The 23,103-nt window shown below is 62.2% G+C and carries 18 protein-coding genes and 1 pseudogene; 9 read left to right on the forward strand and 10 right to left on the reverse strand.

Going from position 1 to position 23,103, the window contains the following annotated elements:
- Nucleotides 1–122: 122 nt before the first annotated feature.
- Nucleotides 123–935: a DNA repair protein gene (locus tag GWE18_RS17845; protein ID WP_275187017.1), complete on the reverse strand. Its 813-nt coding sequence runs from the start codon at nt 933–935 to the stop codon at nt 123–125.
- Between the two features lie 285 nt (nt 936–1,220).
- Between GWE18_RS17845 and GWE18_RS17850 the strand changes: the two genes are divergently transcribed.
- The 4 genes from GWE18_RS17850 (at nt 1,221) to ppk2 (ending at nt 6,261) form a co-directional block, all read left to right on the forward strand.
- Nucleotides 1,221–2,675, forward strand: coding sequence for a UdgX family uracil-DNA binding protein (locus tag GWE18_RS17850; RefSeq protein ID WP_275187018.1), 1,455 nt, complete (start codon nt 1,221–1,223; stop codon nt 2,673–2,675).
- 303 nt (nt 2,676–2,978) lie between these two features.
- Nucleotides 2,979–3,257 carry a GyrI-like domain-containing protein gene (locus GWE18_RS17855; protein ID WP_275187180.1) on the forward strand — a complete coding sequence of 93 codons (279 nt, stop codon included), beginning with the start codon at nt 2,979–2,981 and terminating at the stop codon, nt 3,255–3,257.
- 277 nt (nt 3,258–3,534) lie between these two features.
- Complete coding sequence (locus GWE18_RS17860; RefSeq protein WP_275187019.1) at nt 3,535–5,160, forward strand: inorganic phosphate transporter; 1,626 nt, start codon at nt 3,535–3,537, stop codon at nt 5,158–5,160.
- A gap of 174 nt (nt 5,161–5,334) precedes the next feature.
- Entirely contained in the window at nt 5,335–6,261 is a 927-nt protein-coding gene (gene ppk2 / locus GWE18_RS17865; protein WP_275187020.1) for a polyphosphate kinase 2, read from the forward strand.
- 131 nt (nt 6,262–6,392) lie between these two features.
- Here the strand turns inward: ppk2 and GWE18_RS17870 are convergent, their stop codons facing one another.
- Together GWE18_RS17870 and GWE18_RS17875 are read right to left on the reverse strand one after the other, a co-directional pair.
- Nucleotides 6,393–7,568 carry a M20 aminoacylase family protein gene (locus GWE18_RS17870; protein WP_275187021.1) on the reverse strand — a complete coding sequence of 392 codons (1,176 nt, stop codon included), beginning with the start codon at nt 7,566–7,568 and terminating at the stop codon, nt 6,393–6,395.
- Between the two features lie 144 nt (nt 7,569–7,712).
- Nucleotides 7,713–8,885: a M20 aminoacylase family protein gene (locus tag GWE18_RS17875; protein ID WP_275187022.1), complete on the reverse strand. Its 1,173-nt coding sequence runs from the start codon at nt 8,883–8,885 to the stop codon at nt 7,713–7,715.
- 221 nt (nt 8,886–9,106) lie between these two features.
- Here GWE18_RS17875 and GWE18_RS17880 point away from each other — a divergent pair, with 221 nt between their 5' ends.
- A complete protein-coding gene (locus GWE18_RS17880) occupies nt 9,107–10,726 on the forward strand; it encodes a GMC family oxidoreductase N-terminal domain-containing protein (protein ID WP_275187023.1) in 1,620 nt (539 codons plus the stop codon).
- 44 nt (nt 10,727–10,770) lie between these two features.
- Here the strand turns inward: GWE18_RS17880 and GWE18_RS17885 are convergent, their stop codons facing one another.
- Nucleotides 10,771–11,334, reverse strand: coding sequence for a peroxiredoxin-like family protein (locus GWE18_RS17885; RefSeq protein WP_275187024.1), 564 nt, complete (start codon nt 11,332–11,334; stop codon nt 10,771–10,773).
- Between the two features lie 194 nt (nt 11,335–11,528).
- On the opposite strand from GWE18_RS17885, the pseudogene GWE18_RS17890 reads away from it, so the two are divergent.
- Nucleotides 11,529–11,686, forward strand: a pseudogene (locus GWE18_RS17890) (GMC oxidoreductase); the annotation flags it as partial.
- Between the two features lie 69 nt (nt 11,687–11,755).
- Here GWE18_RS17890 and GWE18_RS17895 read toward each other — a convergent pair.
- The 3 genes from GWE18_RS17895 to hpnO all read right to left on the reverse strand — a co-directional run bounded on the left by GWE18_RS17895 (nt 11,756) and on the right by hpnO (nt 14,272).
- Nucleotides 11,756–12,022: a hypothetical protein gene (locus GWE18_RS17895; protein ID WP_275187025.1), complete on the reverse strand. Its 267-nt coding sequence runs from the start codon at nt 12,020–12,022 to the stop codon at nt 11,756–11,758.
- 311 nt (nt 12,023–12,333) lie between these two features.
- Entirely contained in the window at nt 12,334–12,741 is a 408-nt protein-coding gene (locus GWE18_RS17900) for a GFA family protein (RefSeq protein ID WP_275187026.1), read from the reverse strand.
- 139 nt (nt 12,742–12,880) lie between these two features.
- Nucleotides 12,881–14,272 (reverse strand): aminobacteriohopanetriol synthase HpnO, encoded by a 1,392-nt coding sequence (gene hpnO / locus GWE18_RS17905; protein WP_275187027.1) that lies wholly within the window; start codon nt 14,270–14,272, stop codon nt 12,881–12,883.
- Nucleotides 14,273–14,373: 101 nt separating this feature from the next.
- On the opposite strand from hpnO, the gene GWE18_RS17910 reads away from it, so the two are divergent.
- Nucleotides 14,374–15,030 (forward strand): DUF2147 domain-containing protein, encoded by a 657-nt coding sequence (locus GWE18_RS17910; RefSeq protein ID WP_275187028.1) that lies wholly within the window; start codon nt 14,374–14,376, stop codon nt 15,028–15,030.
- Here GWE18_RS17910 and GWE18_RS17915 read toward each other — a convergent pair.
- Nucleotides 14,998–17,586, reverse strand: coding sequence for an MMPL family transporter (locus tag GWE18_RS17915; protein ID WP_275187029.1), 2,589 nt, complete (start codon nt 17,584–17,586; stop codon nt 14,998–15,000). The two genes, GWE18_RS17910 and GWE18_RS17915, sit on opposite strands and share 33 nt — an antisense overlap.
- A 443-nt stretch (nt 17,587–18,029) precedes the next feature.
- Here GWE18_RS17915 and ispH point away from each other — a divergent pair, with 443 nt between their 5' ends.
- Together ispH and hpnH are read left to right on the forward strand one after the other, a co-directional pair.
- Nucleotides 18,030–18,956, forward strand: a complete 927-nt coding sequence (ispH, locus tag GWE18_RS17920; RefSeq protein ID WP_275187181.1) for a 4-hydroxy-3-methylbut-2-enyl diphosphate reductase — start codon at nt 18,030–18,032, stop codon at nt 18,954–18,956.
- Nucleotides 18,957–18,997: 41 nt separating this feature from the next.
- Entirely contained in the window at nt 18,998–20,158 is a 1,161-nt protein-coding gene (hpnH, locus tag GWE18_RS17925) for an adenosyl-hopene transferase HpnH (protein WP_275187030.1), read from the forward strand.
- A gap of 122 nt (nt 20,159–20,280) precedes the next feature.
- Here hpnH and GWE18_RS17930 read toward each other — a convergent pair whose 3' ends face one another.
- Together GWE18_RS17930 and shc are read right to left on the reverse strand one after the other, a co-directional pair.
- Nucleotides 20,281–21,024, reverse strand: a complete 744-nt coding sequence (locus GWE18_RS17930) for a phosphorylase (protein WP_275187182.1) — start codon at nt 21,022–21,024, stop codon at nt 20,281–20,283.
- A 2-nt stretch (nt 21,025–21,026) separates the two neighbouring features.
- Nucleotides 21,027–23,006 carry a squalene--hopene cyclase gene (shc, locus tag GWE18_RS17935; protein ID WP_275187031.1) on the reverse strand — a complete coding sequence of 660 codons (1,980 nt, stop codon included), beginning with the start codon at nt 23,004–23,006 and terminating at the stop codon, nt 21,027–21,029.
- Nucleotides 23,007–23,103: the final 97 nt, after the last annotated feature.

Genomic DNA, 23,103 nt, shown 5'->3' on the forward strand with positions numbered 1-23,103 from the left:
GGGCTAGGGAGAGGGGTAAGCCACGAGCACTGCCGTTGCCGCCACCCCTCTCCCCCGCCCTCCCCCGCAAGGGGGGAGGGCGCGCATCGTTCGGGTCGCAAGCAGCGTGGCTCGAAATCGCTTTAGCTTGCGCGCCTCTGTTGCCCGAAAGCTTGCGCTTGATGCGGTCGACGGGCAGGCGTGGCAGCCAGAGGCTGAGGATACGCCGCCGGTTCACTGAATAGGCACTCATCACATTTCCATTCCATGATCCACCGGCCGACCGGGCCATGACGGTTACGAACCAGCTGCGCGTCGAACATCGGCGCGCCCCAGGCGCTCCAAGGCGCCGCAGGCATTGAAGGCGTGGAAGGCGGCGAATGTGCCGCGCGCACGATCCATCTTGTCTCGGCCGTCGAGGGCCGCGGCTCCACCGCCATCCGCAGCAGCAGTGCGGTGACGCCGGAGGCTTGCGCGGCCAATGTAAGTTTGCGGCTGGCGACGAGATCGAGCTGACGCGCCTGTCCCCAGACTTCCAGTACGACGACGCCGAGCGCATCGCAGGCCAGCGCGTCGGCGGCGGTCCGCAATGCGGCGTCGGTGTCCGGGGCGCGCACGGTCACGAGTAACCGCGGATCGAGCCCGAGCTCGCAAAGCCCGCTCATCGACAGCGCACCGGATTCAATTTCCGAAAAATCCTGCCGCACCCAGACCAGCGGCCGGCGCGGCGACACCCTTCCCGCGAGCCCTGCGATGAAGCCCGTGGCCGCCGCGCTCTGATGGCCCTCGGCGAACACTTCATGCACCGCCGCGACTGCAAGGCCGCCGTGCAGTACCGCATCCGCTGCCGCATGGCCAAGCGCGACCTTGTTGAGGTCATGCGCATCGCCATGCGTCTCGATCCGCTCGATGCGCCCTCGCAAACTCGCAAGCGTGCTTGTGCGTGCGCTGCTCATGCGCCGCTCCTTTAAGGATTTGGCCTTTACCGCTTCTTCCCGAGTGAACTCGCGGCTGGCTCATTTGTTCATGATATGTTCTAATATAAAGCTAACAGGACCTGTGGAGTCAATCGGGATCGACGCTCAGTCGATTCATGAATGGAATCAAAGGGATTCAATGGCGGAGGCGCAATTTAAGCTAGAACTCCTGACGGATGCCAACCTCGCACGCATCCCCAAGACCTTCGCTCGTTGAGCTACGGCGGACAAGTCGCTTCGCTCGTAATGACGGGGAGAAACAACATGCACCACATCACCCTCGACAGCGAAACCGATTTCGACGGCTGGCGCAAGGCGGCGCGGGCACTGGCGCTGAATGACGTAAAACCCTCCGACGTGACATGGCGTGTCGCGGGCGATGCGCCCGAACTGTTCGAGCCGACGGCGCCGCCGCTCGAGCCGCCACACGGCACCTTCAACGTACCGGCGAGATTCGTCGAACTGGCTGAGCTCGCGATCCTGCATCGCAACCCCGAGCGGTTCGCCCTGCTCTATCGCCTGCTGTGGCGGCTGCGCGGCAACCATGACCTGCTCGACATCGCTACCGATCCTGATGTGGCTGAAGTCATCGCCATAGCCAAGGTCGTGCGCCGCGACGAGCACAAGATGCACGCCTTTGTCCGCTTCCGGGAAGTCGGCCGCGAGCAGAAGTCGCACTTCGTCGCCTGGTTCGAGCCGGAGCATCACGTCGTCGAGCTGGCCGCCCCGTTCTTCGCGCGCCGTTTCGCCGACATGCCTTGGTCGATTCTGACGCCGGACGTCTGCGCACATTGGGACGGCCATGCCGTCTCGATCACGCCGGGCATCGCCAAGAGCGAAGCCCCGACCGCGGATCGGCTGGAGGAAACCTGGCGGCACTACTACGCCAGCATTTTTAATCCCGCCCGCATGAAAGTGCAGGCCATGAGTAAGGAGATGCCCCGTAAATACTGGCGGAACCTGCCGGAGGCCTCATTGATTAAACCCCTGATCGAAGACGCCGGACGCACCGCCAGCGCGATGATCGCGAATGCGGCCGTCGAACCGCAGCGGCTGGAACCGCCCAAGGAAAGCGACAAGGAAAGCGACACGGCAAACGAAATGGCCCGCAAACACGCCGACGATATTGAGATGCTGCGCGAGGAAGCCGCCGATTGCCGCGCCTGCCCTCTCTACAAGCATGCGACCCAGACCGTGTTCGGTGAAGGCCGGCAAACGGCGCGGATCATGCTGGTCGGCGAGCAGCCCGGCGACAAGGAAGATCTCGCCGGAAAACCTTTCGTCGGGCCCGCAGGGTTGATGCTCGACCGCGCGCTGGAGGAAGCCGGGATCGACCGCCGCACAGTCTACGTCACCAATGCGGTCAAGCATTTCAAGTTCGTGCCGCGCGGCAAGATCCGCCTGCACCAGAAACCCACCACGCCGGAAATCAAGGCGTGCCGGCAGTGGTACGAACGCGAACTGGCTGCAATCCAACCCGACCTGGTGGTGGCGATGGGCGCCACCGCGGCGCAAAGCGTGTTCGGGAAAATCACGCCGATCAACAAGAACCGCGGCCACCCGATCGATCTCGACGATGGAACCCGGGCGCTGGTGACGGTGCATCCGTCCTATCTGTTGCGCCAGCCCGATGCCGATGCCAAGGCACGGGAATACCGGCGTTTCGTCGATGACCTGAAGATAGCGGCCGGCCTGCTGCGATCGGCGCACACAGCCTGAGTTCCTGGCAATCCGGCAGTCGCAATTTCTGGTGAAATATAACGGGAAAAATTGACAATTCCGTACACAACCATTAATTGATCTAGAACACAATCGCATTCTAAGAGAATGTGGGACGTCGGATCACGCCATGACGCTCCCATATGGTCGACGCGCTGCGCGGTTCCTCCTCCCAGCCCCCGGCGCCGTGCAGCGCGCGACCATTTTTTTCCGCCGCGCGTTGTAGCTTGTCCTGCCAGGCCCGCGTTCCAACCCCTCGCTGCGGCTTCCAGTTCGGCAATGTCGAACTTCACCATCTTCAGCATGGCTTCCGCGACGCGCTTGGCCTTGGGCCGCGGAGTATGGCCCTCGCTTCGTCTGCCGCGTCGGTTGGGCGAAGGGCGATGCTTGCAGACGCTACATGTCGGTAGCTACGACGACGAAGGCCCGACGCTCGCCAGGCTTCACAACGAGATTATGCCCGCCAAAGGCGTCACGTTCGCAGGGCCACATCACGAGATTTACCTGAGCGATGCACGCAAGACGCCACCAGAAAAACTTAGGACGCTTCTTCGGCAACCGATCAAGAGCGCTGAACTATGACGACGTCTCCTGCGAGCACCGCTCGTGAATAATCCGAGTAGGCCGCACCGGCTGGAATAGCTCAACCGCCAACGGCGACAGAACCGCCCGCGATGCGCGATCGCGCGACGTGGCGCAGCAATGCCTCAACGATTCCAAAAGGAAGCATTCGACGCTCCGGGAAACGCTGATCGGCAAGCCGACGCGCCCACCGGCCAACGTTGCGCGTGTCATCTAACCTTCAACTCCCTCGGTCAAAAATGCCGGCCTCAAGTCAGTTGTCAGGCGAGGTGTCAGAATGACCGATATCGCTCTCAATTCATCGATGGGCGAAGCGCCTGTCCAGCCGGCCTCGCGGCCGAACCTCGATAAAGGCTTCAACCCGCTGACGATGATCCTGTTCTGCGGCATCCTCGCCGCCGGAATGCTGTACGTCGCCTACAGCATTTACGTCGACATTGACGCGACCGGCATGCCGGTCACCACCTATTTGCCCTTTATCCTCCTGTTCGTCGCGCTCCTGATCGCGCTCGGATTCGAGTTCGTCAACGGCTTCCACGACACCGCCAACGCGGTTGCGACCGTGATCTACACCCATTCGATGCCGGCTGAATTTGCCGTGATGTGGTCGGGCTTCTTCAATTTCCTCGGCGTGCTGCTCTCTTCCGGCGCTGTCGCCTTCGGCATCGTCTCGCTGCTGCCGGTGGAGTTGATCCTGCAGGTCGGAAGCAGCGCCGGTTTTGCGATGGTGTTCGCGCTGTTGATCGCCGCGATCGTCTGGAACCTCGGCACCTGGTATTTCGGCCTGCCGGCGTCCTCGTCGCACACGCTGATCGGCTCGATCATCGGCGTCGGCATTGCCAACGCGCTGATGCGCGGCCGCGACGGCACCTCGGGCGTCGACTGGAGCAAGGCGACCGAGATTGGCTACGCGCTGCTGCTCTCGCCGCTGTTCGGCTTCTGCATGGCGGCGATCCTGCTGCTGGCTTTGAAGTTCATCGTCCGCAATCCGGCGCTCTATGCTGCACCCGAAGGCAACAAGGCGCCGCCGCTGTGGATCCGCAGCATCCTGATCGCGACCTGCACCGGCGTCAGCTTCGCGCACGGCTCGAACGACGGCCAGAAGGGCATGGGCCTGATCATGCTGATCCTGATCGGAACGGTGCCCACCGCCTACGCGCTGAACCGCGCGATGCCGGAGTCGCAGGTGACGCAGTTCCAGAAGACCTCGGATGCCGCCTCCAAGGTGATCGCCGCCAAGGGCGCCGGCCACAGCATCATCGGCGACCCACGGCCGGCGGTGACACAATACGTGTCCGCTCGCAAGATCAGCGAAGGCACCTATCCCTCGCTGGCCGCGCTGGTGAAGGACGTCGGTGAGCAGGTTTCGAAATACGGCTCGCTGAACAAGGTGCCGGCAGAGGCCGTCGGCAACACCCGCAACGACATGTACCTGACCTCGGAAGCGATCCGCTTCCTGATGAAGGACAAGGAAAACGACCTGCGCAAGGAGGAGGTCGACGCCCTCAAGGCCTACAAGGGCTCGCTCGACAGCGCCACCAAGTTCATCCCGCTCTGGGTCAAGATCGCGGTGGCGATCGCGCTGGGCCTCGGCACCATGATCGGCTGGAAGCGCATCGTCATCACCGTTGGCGAGAAGATCGGCAAGTCGCATCTGACCTATGCACAAGGTGCGTCGGCCGAACTGGTTGCCGCCTCCACGATCGGCGTCGCCGACGTGTTCGGCTTGCCGGTTTCCACCACCCACGTGCTGTCATCCGGTGTCGCCGGCACGATGGCGGCCAACGGCTCGGGCCTGCAGATGGCGACCATTCGCAATCTGCTGATGGCGTGGGTGCTGACGCTACCGGCCGCGATCTGCCTGTCGGCAAGTCTCTACGTGCTGTTCGCGAACCTGTTTTGAGTATCGGCGGTGCGGTAGAGTCGCTGCCGTGTCGGCAGCCCGACGGATAGCGGGAGGCCGGAACCAAACTCCGGCCTTCTGCTTTCCGCAAGGTGCCCTGACCGATGATGATACGGCAGGGCGTCGGCATTCACACACCCACGCGAACCCACTGCTCTGCAGCCGGAGCCCGCCATGACCAAAAGACCCCCGAATGGCACCATGCCGATCAATGACCGCATTCAGGCGGAAATGCTGGATAGTTTCGATGAGGAACTGGAACTTGAAATCGACGACGATCGTCTCGATGCGCTGACCAATGAATTTGCCGACCATACGGCAGAAGAGACGATCGACCGTCGCGTCTACTTCAAGGAATTGATCCGTCTGCAGGGTGAGCTGATAAAATTGCAGGCCTGGGTGCAGCACCACAAGCTCAAGGTGGTGGTGATTTTCGAGGGACGCGATTCCGCCGGCAAGGGCGGCGTCATCAAGCGTATCACCCAGAGGCTCAACCCTCGGGTCTGCCGCGTCGCGGCGCTTCCGGCGCCGAACGAGCGTGAGCGCACGCAATGGTATTTCCAGCGTTACGTTTCGCATTTGCCGGCCGGCGGCGAGATCGTGCTGTTCGACCGTAGCTGGTACAACCGCGCCGGCGTCGAGCGCGTGATGGGCTTCTGTACCGAAGACGACGTCGAAGAATTCTTCCGGTCGGTGCCGGAATTCGAGCGTATGCTCGTGCGCTCCGGAATCACCCTCATCAAGTACTGGTTTTCCATCACCGATGAAGAGCAGTATCTGCGCTTCATGATGCGGATCCACGATCCGCTCAAGCAGTGGAAGCTCAGCCCGATGGATGTGGAATCGCGCAGTCGCTGGGAGCAATATACCAAGGCCAAGGAAGCGATGCTGGAGCGTACCCACATTCCGGAAGCTCCCTGGTACCTGGTCGAGGCCGACGACAAGAAGAAGGCGCGGCTGAACTGCATCGCGCATCTGCTCGAACAAATTCCCTACCAGGAAATCAAGTTTGAGCCGGTGGTACTGCCGCCGCGGGTTCGCAATCCGGAATATAGCCGCGGGCCGATTCCACCCGAAATGTACGTACCGTCGCGCTATTGAGCGATTGGGATAAGGCATTTCAAGTTGCGGCTGAGCGCGAAATAAAGAAGGCCTGCATTGAAGATACAGGCCTTCCTTGATGTACTATCGCACTTCATCTGCGATCGAAGTTGAAGTGGCCCTCCGCGCTCTTACGACGCCGCCAGCCTGTTCTCGACCAGCTTGATCCAGTACGAGGTGCCATACACGATCGCCTCGTCGTTGAAATCATAGGCGGGGTGATGAAGCCCTGCGCTGTCGCCGTTGCCGCAGAAGATGAACGCGCCTGGCCGCGCCTCCAACATATAGGAAAAATCTTCCGCGCCCATTAAAGGCGGCATCTCGTGGACGTTCTGGGCTCCGGCCACTTCTTTGGCCACCTGCGTGGCAAAGTCGGTTTGCTCGGCATGATTTTTGGTCACGGGATAGCCGCGCTCGTAAGTGAGATCGATCTTGGCGCCGGTCATCTTGGCTACGCCCTCACACACCTCATGGACCCGCTTCTCCACCGTTTCACGCACTTCCGGCGTCAAGGTACGCACGGTGCCCCTGAGTTCGGCGGTATGCGGAATCACGTTGCGCGCGTTACCGGCGTGGAACTCGCAGATCGAGACCACCGCCGACTCCAGGGGATCGATGGTCCGGGAGACGATCGACTGCAGGGCGGTAATGAGCTGCGAGCCGACGAGGACGGAATCGATGCACTTGTTCGGACGCGCGGCGTGCCCGCCGAGGCCCTCGATCTTGATGTCGATCGAGTCGGTTGCGGCCATCACCGGACCGGGCCGGATGGCGAAACAACCGACCGGGATCCCGGGGCCATTGTGCATGCCGTAGACCTGCTCGATGCCGAACCGGTCCATCAGCCCGTCCTGGATCATCGCCGCGGCGCCAGCGCCGCCCTCCTCGGCCGGCTGAAAAATCACGACCGCATCGCCGGCGAAATTCCTGGTCTCGGCGAGATACCGCGCCGCACCCAAAAGCATGGCAGTGTGACCGTCATGGCCGCAGGCGTGCATCTTGCCTGATATCTTGGAGGCATGGGGAAGATTGGTTTGCTCCTCAATCGGCAGCGCGTCCATGTCGGCGCGAAGCCCGATCACCTTGATCTCGCCCTTGCCGGGCTGCTGCTTGCCCTTGATGACGCCGACGACGCCGGTGCGGCCAAGGCCGGTGGCGACCTCGTCGCAACCGAACTCGCGCAGGCGGTCCGCCACGAATGCTGCGGTGCGGTGGACGTCGTACAGCAATTCGGGATTTTCATGGATAACGCGGCGCCAAGCCTGAATATCGGGTTGCAGATCGGCGACGCGGTTGACGATAGGCATGGGATTCCTCGAACCTCAGTTTGGAATGCTAGGGCTTCTGTAGCATGCAAGCGGCGGTCCACCCAACACGCTGCTGCAGGAACCCCATCCACCCGAGAGCTTGGCGGACCAGGGCTGGAAAGCCCGAAATGTCCGTGAATGGCCTCACGCGGCCAGCGTGTTCTCGACCAGCTTGATCCAGTAGGAGGTACCGAACACGATCGCCTCGTCGTTGAAATTGTAGGCGGGGTGATGCAGGCCGGCGCTGTCGCCGTTGCCGCAGAAGATCAGCGCACCCGGCCGCTGCTCCAGCATGAAGGCGAAATCTTCGCCGGCCATCAGCGGTGGCATCACATGCACATTGGCATCGCCGGCGATTTCGCTGGCTGCCCGTGTCGCAACTACCGTCTCCAGGGGATGGTTGACCGTTACCGGATAGCCGCGATCATAGGTCAGATCGATCCTGGCGCCCGTGACCTGCGCCACGCCGGCGACGACCTCGCGGACCCTTCTTTCCACCATTTTCCGCACTTCGCCGTTCAGGGTACGGACGGTGCCTTGCAGTTCCGCGGTATGCGGGATCACATTACGGGCGTTGCCGGCGTGAAATTCGCATATCGAAATCACCGCCGACTCCAGCGGATCGACGCTGCGCGAGACGATCGACTGTAGCGCGGTGATCAACTGCGCGCCGACAAGAACGGAATCGATGCATCGATGCGGCTGTGCGGCGTGCCCACCCCGTCCCTCGATCTTGATGACGACGGCATCGCCTCCGGCCATGATCGGACCGGGCCGAAGCGCGAACGAGCCGACCGGAATGCCCGGACCGTTATGCATGCCGTAGACCTGCTCGATACCGAAGCGGTCCATCAGCCCGTCCTTGATCATCGCGGCGGCGCCCGCGCCGCCCTCTTCGGCCGGCTGGAAGATCACGACCGCATCGCCGGCGAAATTGCGAGTCTCGGCGAGATAGCGCGCCGCACCCAGCAGCATGGCGGTGTGGCCGTCATGGCCGCAGGCGTGCATTAAGCCCTTCGTCCTGGAGGCGTAGGCCAGATTGGTCGCCTCCTCGATCGGCAGCGCGTCCATATCCGCCCGCAGCCCGATAACCTTCACGTCACCCTTGCCAACGGGCCTGTTGCCCTTGATGACACCGACGACACCGGTGCGGCCGAGACCGGTAATAACCTCGTCGCAGCCGAATTCCCGCAAACGGTCCGCCACCAATGCCGCAGTGCGGTGCACGTCGTAGAGCAATTCCGGGTGTTGATGAATATCCCGGCGCCAGGCCTGGATATCGGGTTGAAATTCGGCGACGCGGTTGACGATTGGCATGGAGATAACAGACTTTCCGGGTTGAACGCTTCTGCCCTGTAGCATGCAAGGGGCGGTCCAACCAACGCACCCTGCCGCAGGCCCCATCCATGCAACGGCCCGGCGGCGGAGCATGGCCGGGCTTGTCCCGGCCATCCACGTCTGACTAATAAACGTCCAAGAAGACGTGGATGCCCGGAACAAGTCCGGGCATGACGGCGTCGATGGGTGGAAACTGAGAGATGCCGAAGCGGCTTGAAGGCGATTTCGACTATATCGTGGTTGGCGCAGGGACAGCCGGCTGCATCATGGCCAACCGGCTCTCGGCCGATCCCGGGAATCGCGTGCTGCTGCTGGAGGCCGGCGGCAACGACAACTGGATCTGGTTTCACATCCCGGTCGGCTATCTCTTTGCGATCGGCAATCCGCGTTCGGACTGGATGTTCAGGACCGAGCCGGAGCCCGGGCTCAACGGCCGCTCGCTTGCCTATCCCCGCGGCAAGGTGATCGGCGGCTGCTCCGCCATCAATGCGATGATCTCGATGCGGGGCCAGGCCGCCGATTACGATCACTGGCGGCAGCTCGGGCTGACCGGCTGGGGCTATGACGACGTGCTGCCGCTGTTCAAGCGGCTCGAAGACCATTTCCTCGGGGAAAGCGAACATCACGGTACCGGCGGCGGCTGGCGCATCGAGGCGCCGCGGCTGTCCTGGGAGGTTCTCGACGCGGTCGGAGACGCCGCCGAGGAAATGGGCATCAGGCGGATTGCCGATTTCAACACCGGCGACAATGAAGGCGTGAGCTATTTCCACGTCAACCAGAAGCGCGGCCGCCGCTGGTCTTCGGCGCGGGGTTTCCTCAAGCCGGTGCTGAACCGCAGCAATCTGCGGCTGGAAAAGCACGTGCTGGTCGACCGCCTGATCGTCGAGAACGGCCGCGCGGTCGGCGTGCGCTTCCTGCAAGGCAATGAAGTGATCGAGGCGCGCACCAGGGGCGAAGTTGTTTTGTGCGCGGGATCGATCGGCTCGACGCAGGTGCTGCACCGCTCCGGCATCGGCCCGGCCGACTGGCTCTCGCCGCTCGGCATCGATGTGGCGCTCGACAGACCGGGCGTCGGGCGCAATCTGCAGGACCATCTGCAGCAGCGCGCGATCTACAAGGTCGAGGGCGTGCGCACGCTGAACGAGACCTACTGGTCGCTGATCCGTCGCGGGATGATGGGGCTCGACTACGCCTTCCGCCGCCGCGGACCGCTGACCATGGCGCCATCGCAGCTCGGCATCTTCACCCGCTCCGACGCTACCCGCGCGCGCGCCAACATCCAGTTTCATGTGCAGCCGCTGTCGCTCGACAAGTTCGGCGATCCCCTGCACCGCTTCCCCGCCATTACCGTCAGCGCCTGCAACCTGCAGCCGACCTCGCGCGGCACCGTGCGCATCCGCTCCGCAAAACCTGACGAAGCGCCCTCGATTGCGCCGAACTATCTCTCGACCGACGACGACCGTCAGGTCGCAGCCGATGCCATCCGCACCACGCGGCGGCTGATGAAGCAGAAACGACTCGAACGCTATCGCCCGGTAGAATATCTCCCCGGCCCCAGCGTCGGTGACGACGACGCCTCATTGGCAAAGGCCGCGGGCGATATCGGCACCACGATCTTTCATCCGGTGGGGACCGCGAAGATGGGTACGGCGAACGACCCGATGGCCGTCGTCGACGAGCGCCTGCGATTCTTTGGGCTCGCCGGTTTGCGCGTCGCCGATGCGTCGGTGATGCCAACGATCACATCGGGCAATACCAACACGCCGACCGCGATGATCGCGGAGAAAGGCGCGACGATAATCCTGGAGGATGCGCGCTGACGCGCGAACGAACAAGTCCAGGCTATCGCCCCCGTAATAGAGGCTCAAGCTGCCGCGGCCGGTAGGTTGGTCACTTCGCCGCGCGCCGGATAGTCCTTGCCGATGACGTAGTCGATGGCGCCGAGAATATCGGCGAAATGCGGCCGCGCGAACGGCATCGTCTGTACGCTGGCGAAATAGAGCGTGTGGTCCGCCCGCACCAGAAACAGCCCTGGCTCTGAAAACAAACCCGGTTCCTCGACTCCGGCAGACGTCATTCCGCGGCCCGTCGAAACGTACAATCCCCACGCACGAGCGACATGGAGATCAAGGCCAAATCCCAGCCTTAGGTTCGGTAGCCTCCATTCTCGTTTGCTGCGGTCCGCGCGCTCGGCATCGTCGGATGATATCGCGACGACGCTAACGCCCCGCTTGGCGAAATCCGGCAGCTTTGTTTCCAAGTCACCTAGCTGCATCCGGCAAATCGGGCAGTGCAGACCACGATAAAATACGACCATGGTGAAGCGCTCTGGATTTTCGGCGGCAATATCGAAGCGCCCGCCACCAACCAAGCTTACTGCAAGAGTCGGAACGAGCTGGCGCGGAATAAGCGGCGTGATGTCATTCATGGGTCAGCTCCACTTGCTTCTCGTCTAGCAAATAGGCACATTCGCCCGCATTTGACATTCGCCCTCGATCACGCTCAGGTGAATGAACAGCGCCGGTCGTTGCCGCAAGACGCTGTGCGCAAGCGACGTCATCCGACAGCCACACTGTCCCAACCCAACGCCACCTTGTCGGCGACGACGGTGCGTTGCATCGGGTGGGGACCGCCAAGATGGGTACCGCCAACGACCCGCGCCGGTGGTTGACGAGCGACTGCGGCTTTACGGCATCGCCGGCTTGCGCGTCGCAGACGCGTCGGTGATGCCGACGATCACGTCGGGCAACACCAACACGCCGACGGCGATGATTGCGTAGAAAGGCGCCGCGATGATTTTGTAAGACGCAAGGTAGCCGCTTCGCTGAACGTGGCGCGAGACACTCGCGCTACTGCGCCCTGCGATTGTGTCTCGGCGCGACCGATCTCTGCCGCAGCCGCGGCGCGGGCACAGCCTCGTTGTAATAGGCGTTGGAATTGTAATAGGCGTTGGATTGATCGAACGATCGATAGGCCGGCCGGCCGCCTAGCACATCGGCATTGGGATGAAAGAAGGAATAGGCCCCCGGCTCCTGGATCGCAGGTTGCGCGAATACCGGCGCTGCAATCGCGGTCATCAGAAACGCGGCGGCGAGTGTTGGGATCGACTTGGTCATCGGTGAGATCCTCTTGTTTTGAAGTCACCCCACCCAATTGGGTATCGCGCCGCAAATGCGGATAGCTGTGCGACGGCTCTCACCGCGATTTGAAAAGCCGTGCGCGAAAATCCCGATGGCGTGAACGCGCGGAATATCCCTCGTCGGCAAACGCGCAGAATATTCGTCTACAAATGAAACGATCGACGCAATGCTTCTGCTAGTGCGCGGCAGCGCTGGAGGGCGGATTGGCGCAGCGTTGTCCGCCAACAAGCGTTGTGCGGTGAGACTTGCTGCGGATGGCGCTTCGCTAGTCCGCCCTACGATCAAGGCTATGACTGCGGCGGATAGCGCTCGAAGGTCGGCAGTTCGTGCGCACGCTCCATCCAGCGCAGGCGCTCTGCGGTCTGGATATGCATCATCGCCGGAACGGCGTCGGGGTCGTCATAGGTCGCGCTCTGAATGTCGACGATGCCGGGCATGATATTCGCGTTGGTGTAGAACAGGCCCGTGCCGCAATCGGCGCAGAATTGCCGCCGGCCATGTTCGGAGGACTTGTAGAGCTTCGGCGTCCCCTTCGTCACCTTGAGCGCGTCCTCCGCATACATCGTCCAGCCGACAACAGGCGCGCCAGCGTGACGCCGGCAATCAGCGCAGTGACACAGCGCATGAACGATCGGTTCGCCCTCGATCTGATAGCGGATAGCGCCGCAGTGACAGCCGCCGGTGATGTTGACCATGCACTCCTCCACTCCGCGTCATTGCGAGGAGCGTCAGCGACGAAGCAATCCACCTCTTTGCTTGCGGAGCCGTGGATTGCTTCGCTGAGCCTGTCATCGGGCGCGCATTCGCGCGACCCGTTGGCTCGCAATGACGGACCTACGCCGACTTCCTGACTGCGTTGTCGACCAGCGTCTTGCCGAGCGACCAGATCGCACCGGGCACCTTGTGGCTGGCAGCGATGACGTCGTCGAACGACTTTGCAATCCAGGCGCAATCTTCCTGGGTGATCACGAGCGGCGGCAGCAGCTTGATGGTGTGGCTGCCGTGGCCGGAGACCTGCGTCAGGATCTTGTGATCCTTGAACAGCGGCACGGTGATGAGCTGGCAGAACAGGCCCTTGTTGGCGGTCTCCAGGAGATTCCACGAAGCCTTCAGCTTCAGCGATTTCGGCGGACCGAACTCGATGCCGATCATCAGTCCCTTGCCGCGGACTTCCTTCAGCAATTCATAGCCCGGCACCATGCGGGTCAGCGCGAGGCGAAGCTCGGCGCCGCGCCTGGCGGCCTGCTCGACCAGTCTTTCCTGCTTGATCACGTCGAGCGTTGCGATGCCGGCGGCCATCGCCAGATCGTTCTTCGCAAAGGTCGAGCCGTGCACGACGGCGCGGTCCATCTGGTTGAAGATCTTATCGAAGATGTGCTTGCGCGTCAGCAGCGCGCCGACCGGGACATGGCCGCCCGACAGCGCCTTCGCCAGCAGCACCATGTCCGGCTCGACATTCCAGTGCTCGACCGCGAGGAATTTTCCGGTACGGCCGACACCGGTCTGGATTTCGTCGGCGATGAAGATGGTGCCGTATTTTTTGCACAGCGCGGCCGCGCCCGGCAGGAATTCGTCCGTGGGCAGGTTGACGCCCTTGCCCTGGATCGGCTCGACGATGAAGGCTGCGACCTGGCGCGAAGACAACGCCTGCTCCAGCGCAGCGAGATCGTTGAAAGGAATCTGCGTGCATCCCGGCAGCACCGGTTCGAATCCGGAGCGGAAGTTCGCATCGTCCATCAGCGACAGCGCGCCGTAGGACAGGCCGTGGAAGGAATGGGAGCAGGAGACGATGCCGGGACGGCCGGTCGCGCCGCGCGCGAACTTGATGGCGGCCTCGACGGTCTCGGCGCCGGAATTGGCAAAGAACACCTTGTCCAGATATGGCACATGTTCAAGCAGGCGTTCCGCCAGCACACCCGCGAGCGTGGAGACGTCGAGTTGCACCAGATTGGGAAAATCGCTGTCGAGCACGCTCTTGAGCGCCTGACGCAGCGCCGGATGATTGCGGCCAATCGCAAAAACGCCAAATCCGCTCAGTAGATCAAGATAGCGGGCCCCGTCACGATCGAACAGGTATTGACCTTGACCCTTCTGAAAACCCACATCGTAGCCGATGGTCCTCAGCACCCGGACGAGCTGCTCGTTCAGGTGGCGCGCATGCATGGAACTGCGCTGCGCCTGCCGCTCAACAAACAGCTCGGAAACGTCTAGATATGAACTTGGCATTCGCTACATACGTCGGTTGATGGCCGCTTCGTCAACTGAAAATGCTCAATGCGGCGTTTTGACCCCGCTTCGGATCATCTACTTAAACACAGGTTTGGACCATGTTGCACTGCCCAAGAACTGTCGCGCGTACAATAGTGTATTCGGGAATCATTTTAGCCACAGGTGTTAATACGGTACTCGCTGCCGATCCCACTGGTGACTGGAAAGTAGCCGATGGTGTCGCCAACATCCGCGTCGCCCAATGCAGCGGCAACATGTGGGGCGTCGTGGCCTGGGAAAAGACGCCGGGCGGCAAGGACAAGAACAATCCGGATACCGCAAAGCAGAGCCGACCGACCTTGGGCATGCCGATCCTGATCGACATGAAGAAGAAGCCCGGCGTCGATGCCTGGGAGGGCGAAGTCTACAACGCCAAGGACGGACAGCTCTACAGCTCGACGATCAAGCCGGTCGGCGCCGATCAGCTCGAGATTCAAGGCTGCGTGCTGGGCTTCCTGTGCGGCGGTGAAACCTGGACCCGTGTCGGGCCGCCGATCCCCTCGAGCCCTGCCAACAGCATGGCCAAGGGCGCGCCGAAGGCTGCACCCGGCGCACCGCCAAAGACCGCCGCGCCGGTCGCTCCGCCGAAGACCACGGGTGCGGTAAATCCTGCACCCGCGCCGAAGCCCGCGCCCGGTCAGAAGCAGGCGGCCGGCCAACCCAGCGATATCGGCGATATCTGCCTACTGCCCGACATCGCGCGGTTTGCCCATTAGCGCCGGCTGGAACAGCAACACCGCGGCCAGCGTGATGACAAATGACAGCGCCAGCAATTTGCCCATGCTGGCGGTGCCGGGATGACTGGATAGCCACAGGCTTCCGAACGCGGTCGCGGTCGTCAGGGCCGAGAAAAAGATCGCACGCGTCAGGCTCGACTGCAGCAGGTTATTTCTGCCCTCGCGCCACGCCACGACATAGTAGATCTTGAAGGCGACGCCGACGCCGAGCAGCAGCGGCAATGCGACGATGTTGGCGAAGTTGAGCGGCAGCTCGATCAGGACGCAGAGTTCCAGCGTCACGGCGCCCGCCACCAACAGCGGCACCATCGTCATCAGCACGTCGGTGATCCGCCGCAGCGTCAGCCAGAGCAACAGGCTGATCACCAACAGCGCCCAGATGCCGGCATGGATGAACGCCTTCACGATGGTGTCGCCGGATTTGAGGATCGACACCGGCCCGCCGATCGCATTCGGCTCGGCCGCTAGGACCGCATCGGCAAATCGACGGAGGTTGTCGTTGTCGTTGGGATCTCCCTTCGGCAACGCCTCGACGCGAATGAGCCCATCCTTGGATTTCCAGCTATTCAAGAGTTCCGGCGGCAGCGTCTTCAGCGTGACCGGACCGGCTTGCATCGTGTTCCTGAGCTGCTCGAACACGATCTTGAGCGGGACAACGAAGATGTTCTGCGCCTTGTCGCGCGTCGCCTGGTCGCTGCCGGCGAGCTTCGACAGCGCATCCGCCAGCCTTCGTGAGGCGACCGCGCCCGGTCCCTTGCCCTCGCCGGCGGCCCTGCGCAGGCTGGTGACCGAACTCTTCAGCGCCTCCACGTTCTCCTCATCGGCGGGTGCCGCATCGACCGAGTCGGGATTGAGCGCAGGCCCCACCACCCTCGCCGCCTTCGCGATAAGCTGCAGCTTCGCCGGCTGATCGTCAGGGACGAAACTGTCGATCGACATCACGCGCAGAACTTCCGGCAGCTTTTCCAGCCGCGCCTCGATCTTCTTGGCTTCCGCTTCCGAATTGGTCAGCACGTTGATGGCATTGGCGCCGGTGTTCGGGTCCTTGCGCAAATCGAGGAAGGTCGCGATCGATTCCGCCTTTGGATTGCGCAGGTTGATCGGATTGAAGTCGAACTTCATGAAATAAAGCAGTGGCAGGCCGGCCACGACGAGAATCAACGTGCCAACGACGATGATGACGCGATGCCGTTCGAGGAACGCGTCGACCGGCGCCAGAAATGCGTAACCGACCGGCTCGCTCTCGCCGGGCGGGTGAAGCAGCTTCAGCATGGCAGGCAGGGCCGTGATGCTGGTGATGAACGCGATCAGCATGCCGGCGCCGGCGATCTTGCCGAGTTCGGAAATGCCCTTGTAGTCGGTCGGCAGGAAACACAGGAAGCCGGCGGCGGTCGCCATCGCGGCGAGCGACAGCGGGATTGCCGAACGTCTGGCCGCGCTCTCCAGCGCCAGTGCCAGATCCTCGTTCTTGAAGCGCTCGGAACGGTAGCGGACGCTGAACTGGATGCCGAAATCGACGCCGAGGCCGACGAACAGCACGGCAAAGGCGATCGACAACAGGTTCAGCGAGCCCACCATCCACAGGCCGACGGCGGTCGTGACCGAAAGGCCGATGAACAGGTTCACGAAAACCGCAAAGATGATTTTCGAGGAATGCAGCGCCATCCAGAGAATCACGAGGACAATGAGGACGGTTGCGACACCGTTGACGATCGCGCCGTCCTGCACGGTCGAATATTCCTCATTCGCGATCGGAACCGGCCCGGTTAGCCGCACCCGCGCGCTGTATTGGCCCGCAAAATTGAGATCGGTCGCGGCCTGCCGGATCGCGTCGGTCGCGTCCTTGCCGGGTTCAAGCTCGCTGTAGTCGAGCTTCGGCTTGAACTCGATGAAGGCGCGGCGGTCAGCATCGGTCAAAGGCTTGTCGCTGACGAGCTCGCGCCAGGAAAACGTCGCCGTCCCCTTGTTCAGGATGTCTTCGACCGTCTGGCTGATCAGGTTGAAGGGCCGCTCGGTGTTGTCGAGCTTGAGCTGCCCGCGCTTGACGCCGGCAAGCCCGGTCTCCAGCGCGCCAGTGAGGCCGCGGATCGAGGGATCGCCGGCCATGATCTCTATCAGGGGTGCTGCGGCTTCGAGCTGGCCGCCGACCTTGCCGACTTCCTCCACCGGCAGGAACAACAGCCCGTTCTTTTCGAAGAATTCGCCGGAACCCAGCGGCTGTACGGATTCGAAGTGCTTGGTATCGCCGGAGAGCTTGGTGGCCAGCGCCTTGCTCGCGGCGCTGGCAAGTTCGGGCGTTGGCGCCTCCACGACGGCGAGAATCAGTTTTTCGCGTTCGAACGCCTGCTCGAACTGATTGTCGCGCTTGCGCCAGTCGAGGTCAGGCGAAATCAACGTATTGATGTCGGTGTTGATGGCGAAATGCCGGGCGCCATAGTAGCCCGCTCCGACCGCCAGAAGCAGGGAGACGATGACGACGAGAGTGGCAAACCGCGTACAGGTTCTGACAACGGAGACAACAATACTGGTCAGCACTTCGTTTCTTTCTAAATCTCAATGAGAGCTGGGCGAAAACGCCCGCTGTCTAGCGGAGTTCCCGGGGCCGATCTAATGTTGTTTTGGTTACCTCGCGAAGAGTTCAAGCGAAGCTACCAAAACAGATCGGAACCGGCGTTCGGGGGCCGGTATAGCCTGTCCGGGTGGGCGATAAAGTGACGAGCCGGTGAGGAACAACATTTCATACGGAGCGTTTATAGGTATTTAACTACCATCAATTCGGTAACCATTACGCGATCGACCTTTTCTATCTGCACGATTTTTGGCACATAGACCTGCGCTTCCATCTATGGGTGGGGATTACCTACGGGTTCCGGTCATGGTGCGGATATTGCAGATATCCGAATGTGACCGGCTGCACGGAGATCTTCGAGTGAATTTGCGAATTCAGTACCTAATGCAACTTGCGTAATGGACGTCCCATGGAAGTGTATCTAGCGCAGCCCCGCGGATTTTGTGCGGGCGTCGTGCGTGCCATCGAAATCGTTGAGCGCGCGCTCGAGAAGTACGGTCCGCCGGTCTATGTCCGGCACGAGATCGTGCACAACAAGTACGTTGTCGAAAGCCTGAAGGCCAAGGGCGCGATCTTCGTCGAGGATCTGTCGGAGGTGCCGCCGCTCGCGGTCACCGTGTTCAGCGCCCATGGCGTGGCTCGCACGGTCGAGGAAGAGGCCGCCGCCCGCGGCCTGCCCGTCCTCAATGCCACCTGCCCGCTGGTGACCAAGGTCCATAATCAGGGCAAGCGGTATATGTCCAAGGGCCGGACCCTGGTGCTGATCGGGCATGCCGGCCACCCCGAGGTCGAGGGAACCATGGGCCAGGTTCCAGGGCCGGTTCTCTTGGTCCAGAACGTCGACGACGTGGCGGCGCTGACGCTGCCGACCGACGCCCCGCTGGCCTATATCACCCAGACCACCCTCAGCGTGGATGACACAAAGGACATAATTGCCGCCCTTCAGGCCCGTTTTACAGATATTCAAGGCCCCGACATCCGGGATATCTGCTATGCGACACAGAACCGCCAATCTGCGGTAAGGGACCTAAGCAAGCTGGTGGACGTCATCTTGGTGGTGGGGGCCGCCAATAGTTCCAACTCAAACAGGCTTCGCGAAATCGGCACCGAGGTCGGGGTCGCGAGTTATCTCATTGCCGATGGCAGCGAGCTGGACCCTGTCTGGCTGAAGGATGCAAAGGCAGTCGGCATCACGGCGGGCGCATCGGCGCCCGAAGTTTTGGTCGACGACGTGATCGAGGCTTTGAGGCGTATCGGACCCGTCAAGGTGTCTGTGCTTCCCGGCCGGGAAGAAAATATCGAGTTCCGGCTTCCAGCCGAACTGACTGCGAGCTGATCGACTTCAAGATTTCCAAGTCCAGAAAGAAAATCTCTCACATGGCAATACCGTTCTTCAAGGAAATCCGTATCGGCGGCTATCTCGTCAAGCAGAAGCTGCTCGGCCGGAAGCGTTATCCCCTCGTGCTGATGCTGGAACCATTGTTCCGCTGCAACCTCGCCTGCGTCGGCTGCGGCAAGATCGACTATCCCGATGCCATCCTCAACCGCCGCATGACCGCGCAGGAATGCTGGGACGCGGCAGAGGAATGCGGCGCGCCGATGGTGGCGATCCCCGGCGGCGAACCGCTGATCCACAAGGAGATCGGCGAGATCGTGCGCGGCCTCGTGGCGCGCAAGAAGTTCGTCTCGCTCTGCACCAACGCGCTGCTGCTGGAAAAGAAGCTCGATCTGTTCGAGCCCTCGCCCTATCTGTTCTTCTCGGTGCATCTCGACGGCCTCAAGGACCATCACGACAAGGCGGTCTCTCAGAAAGGCGTGTTCGATCGCGCGGTTTCCGCGATCAAGGCGGCGAAAGCCCGCGGCTTCGCGGTCAACGTCAACGCCACCATCTTCGACGGCCATGCGGCGGAAGACATCGCAAAGTTCCTCGACTTCACTACCGAACTCGGTGTCGGCGTCTCGATGTCGCCGGGCTACGCCTATGAGCGCGCCCCGGACCAGGAACACTTCCTCAACCGCACCAAGACCAAGAAGCTGTTCCGCGATGTGTTCGCGCTCGGCAAGGGCAAGAAGTGGAATTTCATGCATTCCGGCCTGTTCCTCGACTTCCTGGCCGGCAACCAGTCCTACGAATGCACGCCCTGGGGCATGCCGGCGCGCAACATTTTCGGCTGGCAGAAGCCCTGCTACCTGCTCGGCGAGGGCTATACCAAGACCTTCAAGGAATTGATGGAGACCACGGACTGGGATTCCTACGGCACCGGCAAGTACGAGAAGTGCGCCGACTGCATGGCGCATTGTGGCTATGAGCCGACCGCGGCCAACGCTGCCTTCGTCAATCCGTTGAAGGCGATGTGGGTCGCGCTGCGCGGCGTCCGCACCACGGGCCCGATGGCGCCCGAGATCGATCTCACCAAGCAGCGCCCGGCGCAGTACATCTTCTCCGAACAGGTCCAGAAGAAGCTGTCGGAAATCCGCCGCGACGAGGCGGCGGCCGCCACCGCCAAGCAGCAGGAAAAAGCCTCCACCGCCGCCTAAGCGGGACAGCAGAAAAGATTATGGCCTCAAAGATTAGGGCCTCGGTTCTCAGGGAACCGAGGCCCTTTCTTTTTTGTCTGACGCCCTTTGAAAATCCTGAAGGCGGATGCCCCGTGTGCGGATCAGATCCCCGCGGTAGCGAGCCCCTCGTCGCTGTGCAAGAAGCCGCGGCAGCCACGCAGGGAGCGTAGCGCGCGATTGAAATCGATTCCCGTCGAGACCAGCGCGCGGAGCGAGGCGGGATTGCGCGCAACCCCGCGCAGCACCTTGCCGAGATCGATGTCACCGTTCGGCTTGATGGCGCTCTTGGCGAGCGCCGGAAGCGCCCGGTTGGCAGGATCGGAGATGACGCGGAGCGCTGCAAACGGAAGCCCCGCTTCGGCCGCATAGGCTGCGGCAATATGGCTCTCCATATCGACGGCCGCAGCGCCCGTCTCCGAATGCAACGCGGCCTTGCAGGCGGTTGCTGCGATCACCTGTTCCACGCCAGAAAGGACGCCGCGGACCACGCGCCGGCGGCGCAACGCCGCACGGGCGATCATTTCCTCGTTCAGCGCCAGACCTGCCAGGAAACGGGTATCGCCGGCCAGAACCTCGGTCGCCACGACCACGTCGCCTGATTTCAGCGATGGATCCAGTCCACCGGCGACGCCGAACGAAATCACACCCCTGAAAGTGGTAGAATCGAGCGTTGCCAGCAATGCGCGCAATTGCTGCGGATCGCTGGAACTGCAGATGACGATCATGCCGGGCCCGGCCGCGATGCGGGCTTCCTGCACCAATCCTGTTATGATCAAAACCGGCCGCGGATCATTCGAATTGCGATCAACCGAATTGTCCACGATCGCGGCGGCCCCCGCCCCCAAAGTCACATCCCGACCCCTACCACCCTGCTGTTGGTGCTCTTCAAATTCCGATACCGCGCCAGCGCCCAGAGCGGAAAGAACTTCGAGTAGCCATGATAACGCAAATAAAACACCCGCGGAAAGCCCGTAGCCGTGTAGCGCGCCTCGTCCCACAGCCCTTTCTCCGTCTGTGTGGCTTTTAGGTACTCCACACCCCGCAAGACCGCCGGACTCTCGACCTCGCCGGCCGCCATCAGTCCAAGCAAGGCCCATGCCGTTTGCGAGGAGGTCGACGGGGCCTTTTCATATCCTTTGTAATCGAGCCGGTAGCTGACGGCGTCCTCGCCCCAGCCGCCATCCTCGTTTTGGATCGATGCCAGCCAGTCCGCCGCCTTGCGAATCATCGGGTCTTGGTGATCCACCCCCGCGGCATTGAGCGCACACAGCACCGACCAGGTTCCATAGATGTAGTTGAGGCCCCAGCGGCCGTACCATGACCCTTCTGCGAGCTGGGTACGGCGCAAATACGCGATCCCGTCCGCAACCGCCTTGCTGTTCTCGGCGGTCCCGCCGAGTTGAGCCAGCATCGAGATGCAGCGCGCAGTGACGTCCTCGGTCGGCGGATCGAGCAGCGCGCCGTGGTCGGAGAACGGGATGTTGTTGAGGTAATACTCGAGGTTGTTGACGTCGAAGGCGGCCCAGCCTCCGTCGCGGCTCTGCAGGCCCTCGATCCACTCGCGGCCGCGCGAAATCGCCTGATCGTATTCCTTGCTGCCGTCTGCCCGGCGCGCCCGGTCCATCGCCATTACGACCACGGCGGTGTCGTCGAGATCGGGGTAATAGTCGTTGTTGTACTGGAACGCCCAGCCGCCCGGACGAACATCCGGCGCCTTCGCTGCCCAGTCGCCTTTGAGGTCGAGTATCTGCCTCGGCTTCAGCCAGTCGAGGCCCTGTTTCATTTTCTTGAGCGTGTCTTCGCCGCCGGCCTCCGCCAGCGCGTGGCAGGTCAGCGCGGTATCCCACACCGGCGAGACGCAGGGCTGGCAATAGGCTTCGTGCTCGCCGATCACCAAGAGCTTGTCGATGCCCTTGCGCGTGACCGCACGCGGCGGAAAATCCGGCCCCTTGCCGAGCGCGTCATACATCATGACGATGTTGGCCATCGGCGGGTAGATCGCGCCCATGCCGTCTTCACCGTTCAGGCGCTCTTCCGTGAACGCAAGCGCGGCGTCGATCGCGCGCTGGCGCAGCTTTTTCGGAAACAGCGGCTCGATGACCCGCAGGATCTTGTCCAGCGTGCTGAAGAGCGTGAACCAGCCCCGGCTCTGATGCGGCGCCTTCGGCGTCATTCCGACCGACTTCGGGTCCTGCAGGAACAACTCGTCGATACCGACGCCCCTGGGATTCTTCGCCAGCGGCTTCAACGCCGCCATCACCATCAGCGGCACGATCGTGGTGCGCGCCCAGTAGGAAATCTTGTTGAGATGGAACGGCGACCACGTCGGCAGCAGCATGATCTCGACCGGCAAAACCGGCACCGCACGCCAGCTCAGCACGCCATAGAAGGCCAGCAGGAAACGCGTGAACACGTTGACGCGGGCAGCGCCGCCGTGAGCGTGGATCGCCTCGCGCGCGCGCACCATGTGCGGCGCATCGACGGAATCGCCGATCATCTTCAACGCGAAATAGGATTTGACGCTGGCGCTCATGTCGAACGGGCCGTCCTGCACCAGCGGCCAGCCGCCATGATTGCCTTGCGTGCGGCGCAGATAGTTGGCGATCTTGGCTTCGAGCACGCTGTCGACGGGCTCGGCGAGATAATGGCGCAGCAGGATATATTCCGACGGTATCGTGCTGTCGGCTTCCAGCTCGAACACAAAGTGTCCATCGGACTGCCGGTAGCCGAGCAGCGCTTCGGTCGCGGAGGAAATGCTCTTCTCCAGCGCGACGGCGTCGACTGTCGCGACGGGATCGACTGCAATTTTTTTGCCTACGGAAAGCATTCGCTAGACATCCCTCTATTCGCGACCAGCTTCTGTGAAGCCGGTCACGCAACGTCCGGTCAAGGGTGGAGCCTGATGACCATTCCTTGAATAGTCA

It is taken from the genome of Bradyrhizobium sp. CSA112 (genome assembly GCF_029051645.1).
Lineage (GTDB): Bacteria > Pseudomonadota > Alphaproteobacteria > Rhizobiales > Xanthobacteraceae > Bradyrhizobium.

What these genes read in the sequence shown, in the direction of transcription:
- shc (WP_275187031.1), bottom strand. Translation starts at nt 23,006, where the DNA reads ATGCTTTCCGTAGGCAAAAAAATTGCAGTCGATCCCGTCGCGACAGTC.
- GWE18_RS17900 (WP_275187026.1), bottom strand. Translation starts at nt 12,741, where the DNA reads ATGGTCAACATCACCGGCGGCTGTCACTGCGGCGCTATCCGCTATCAG.
- hpnH (WP_275187030.1), top strand. Translation starts at nt 18,998, where the DNA reads ATGGCAATACCGTTCTTCAAGGAAATCCGTATCGGCGGCTATCTCGTC.
- GWE18_RS17880 (WP_275187023.1), top strand. Translation starts at nt 9,107, where the DNA reads ATGCCGAAGCGGCTTGAAGGCGATTTCGACTATATCGTGGTTGGCGCA.
- GWE18_RS17860 (WP_275187019.1), top strand. Translation starts at nt 3,535, where the DNA reads ATGACCGATATCGCTCTCAATTCATCGATGGGCGAAGCGCCTGTCCAG.
- GWE18_RS17885 (WP_275187024.1), bottom strand. Translation starts at nt 11,334, where the DNA reads ATGAATGACATCACGCCGCTTATTCCGCGCCAGCTCGTTCCGACTCTT.
- GWE18_RS17845 (WP_275187017.1), bottom strand. Translation starts at nt 935, where the DNA reads ATGAGCAGCGCACGCACAAGCACGCTTGCGAGTTTGCGAGGGCGCATC.
- GWE18_RS17855 (WP_275187180.1), top strand. Translation starts at nt 2,979, where the DNA reads ATGGCTTCCGCGACGCGCTTGGCCTTGGGCCGCGGAGTATGGCCCTCG.
- GWE18_RS17850 (WP_275187018.1), top strand. Translation starts at nt 1,221, where the DNA reads ATGCACCACATCACCCTCGACAGCGAAACCGATTTCGACGGCTGGCGC.
- GWE18_RS17875 (WP_275187022.1), bottom strand. Translation starts at nt 8,885, where the DNA reads ATGCCAATCGTCAACCGCGTCGCCGAATTTCAACCCGATATCCAGGCC.
- GWE18_RS17910 (WP_275187028.1), top strand. Translation starts at nt 14,374, where the DNA reads ATGTTGCACTGCCCAAGAACTGTCGCGCGTACAATAGTGTATTCGGGA.
- hpnO (WP_275187027.1), bottom strand. Translation starts at nt 14,272, where the DNA reads ATGCCAAGTTCATATCTAGACGTTTCCGAGCTGTTTGTTGAGCGGCAG.
- ppk2 (WP_275187020.1), top strand. Translation starts at nt 5,335, where the DNA reads ATGACCAAAAGACCCCCGAATGGCACCATGCCGATCAATGACCGCATT.
- GWE18_RS17870 (WP_275187021.1), bottom strand. Translation starts at nt 7,568, where the DNA reads ATGCCTATCGTCAACCGCGTCGCCGATCTGCAACCCGATATTCAGGCT.
- ispH (WP_275187181.1), top strand. Translation starts at nt 18,030, where the DNA reads ATGGAAGTGTATCTAGCGCAGCCCCGCGGATTTTGTGCGGGCGTCGTG.
- GWE18_RS17895 (WP_275187025.1), bottom strand. Translation starts at nt 12,022, where the DNA reads ATGACCAAGTCGATCCCAACACTCGCCGCCGCGTTTCTGATGACCGCG.